2 protein-coding genes are annotated in these 2,412 nt (G+C 71.5%); both read left to right on the top strand.

Annotation, left to right across the window (positions count from 1 at the left end; translation table 11 throughout):
* A partial coding sequence (locus HUK82_RS15990; protein WP_176614880.1) for an RluA family pseudouridine synthase occupies nt 1-786 on the top strand: 786 nt, incomplete at its 5' end.
* A 64-nt stretch (nt 787-850) separates the two neighbouring features.
* Nucleotides 851-2,412: AsmA family protein (locus HUK82_RS15985; protein ID WP_176614879.1), on the top strand; the 1,562-nt coding region annotated here is incomplete at its 3' end.

Here is a 2,412-nt window from a genome sequence, read left to right as displayed (position 1 = left end):
GTGCCCCCCCTGCCCGCCACGACGGCCCAGCCCGCGCCATTGCCGACGCTGGACGACCGGCTGGTGCGCGAAATCCGCGCCATGGTGCTGTATCAGGACGCGCACGTCATCGTTCTGGACAAGCCGGCCGGCCTGGCCGTGCAGGGGGGGCCGGGTATAACCAAGCATGTCGACATGATGCTCGACGGCCTGCGCGACGGATCGGAACATCGCCCGCGTCTGGTGCACCGCATCGACCGCGACACCTCGGGCCTGTTGCTGCTGGCCCGCACGCCTGGCGTCGCGGCCAAGCTCGCCGCCGCGTTTCGCGGCCGTGACGTCAGCAAGACCTACTGGGCCGTCGTCGTCGGACGCCCGAGCCCGACGTCAGGCGTGATCGACCAGCCTCTGGCGCGTCTGGGCGCGGGGGCGGGCGCGATCACCATCGCCGCCGAACGCCATGACGAGGACGCGGCCCGCGCGCTCTCGGAATACGAGGTTCTGGATGCCGCCGGGCGCAAGCTGTCATGGCTGGCACTGTCGCCGCTGACCGGGCGCACCCATCAGCTGCGCGTGCATTGCGAGACGCTGGGCACGCCGATCCTGGGCGATCCACGCTATGGCGGGGCGAAAGCCCACATGGACGGTTTTGCCGACCAGCTGCATCTGCACGCGCGTGCGCTCGACCTGCCGCACCCGGCCGGTGGCCGCCTGACGGTCACGGCCCCGCTGTCGCCACACATGCGCGCGACGTTCAAGTCGCTGGGCTTTACCGAAGGCCAGACGCCACCGCCCCGGCGTAGCTGACGCACGGCCGCTGCGGCGTCCGACGCCCCTCACCCCCCTTTCCTCCGCGTGGAGACGGCCCCCTATGAAACAGCCTTCCACCCGCACGCCCGCGCGCCGTCGTCGCCTGTTTCTGCCCGCACTGGGGCTGGTCGTGATCGGCGGCGTGGTCGCCGTGCAGACACTGCTGCCCACAGCGGGCCTGCGCGACGATCTTGTGACCTCGGTCGAACATCAGACCGGCCGAAGCCTCACAGTGCACGATATCAGCCTTCGTATCCTGCCATGGCCGATGGTGGTGGCGCATGACGTGACCCTGTCGGGCACCCGTGCAGCCCCGCTGTTCACCGCGCACGAGCTGCGCGCCCGGATCGCGTTCCTTCCGCTGTTCGCACGGCACCTGACCCTGCGCGACGTCGTGGCGCAGGGGGCTGCGCTGACCCTCGAACGCGGGACGGACGGGGTCGCCAACTGGCACTTCACGCAACCCGACCGCCCGTCCGACACGGCGGACCCGTCCCACCCCGCCGCGTCGCCGACACGCTGGGACGTGCGGGTCGCCTCGCTCCAGATCGCTGGCGGCACCGTGCGCTGGGACGATGCGGCACACCATCTGAGCGGCCATGCCACGCTCGATCACGCCGCCTTCGCCGGTCTCGACGGCCCCGCCCCGACTCTGGACATCGCAGGCCATCATCAGGACGGCGGCTTCACGCTCCGGGGCCAGACCGGTGCTCTCGCCCCGCTGTTCTGGCCCGGCGGCGCGGCCTCGCCCGACTGGCCCGTCCATCTGATCGCCACGGTCACGCCCCCCAGACAGGACGCCGACCTGGTGCGTCTGGACGGCACGCTCGACGGTGTCGGCAGCGGGACCCCGGGCGGGTATCGCGTCTCGCTGTCGGGCACGCTGCATCATCTGCGCGACCTCAACAGCCTGTTCCCCCGCGCGCACCTGCCCGACGTCGCCACCGTCGGCCTCGACGTCGGGCTGCACGGCACGGCGGACGCGCCACATATCGACCATCTGCACCTGTCCACCGGCGCCGCCCGATTTGGCAGCGTGACCCTCGCGGGGGTGGAGATCGGCGCCCAGACACCCGATGCGCCCCTTGCCGTACGACTGGACCAGGTGGCGGCCTCGGACGCCGCGCCCGCCATGACGGTGCGCGGGACGCTGGGGACGATCGCCGGTCTCGAAGCCGTCTGGCAGGCGCGTGGCCTGAACGGGCTGGGCGCGCCCCTGTCCGTTGCCCTGACCGGGCAAGGGGCGGGCGATACGACGCTGCATGTGCAGGGCGTCGTCGGCGCGGGGGCCACGGCGCTCGACCTTTCCGCGCATGCCGGGCATGTGCCGCTGGTGACCGGCTGGGCACTGGACAACGCCGTGACCTCCGCGCGCCTCGAGGCCCAGCCCGATCACACGCTAACGCTTTCGAACCTGAAGCTTGAGAGTCGTCAGGCGATTATCGACGGACAGGTGGCTCTTGGGTGGTCGGGGCCGCGTCCCTCGGTCAACGCGACGGTGCATGCCACGCGCATCGATGTCGACGACATGAAGACACCGGCCCCGCCGGCCGCGGAACCATCGACACAGCCGCGCCCCACGGGGTCGGCCGCCACGGCCGGGTCCCACGCAACCGATGGTCA

Source organism: Ameyamaea chiangmaiensis (assembly GCF_013376175.1).
GTDB classification, from domain to species: domain Bacteria; phylum Pseudomonadota; class Alphaproteobacteria; order Acetobacterales; family Acetobacteraceae; genus Ameyamaea; species Ameyamaea chiangmaiensis.
Note: the sequence above shows the minus strand (reverse complement) of the source record. Positions and strands in the feature narration are given on the sequence as shown.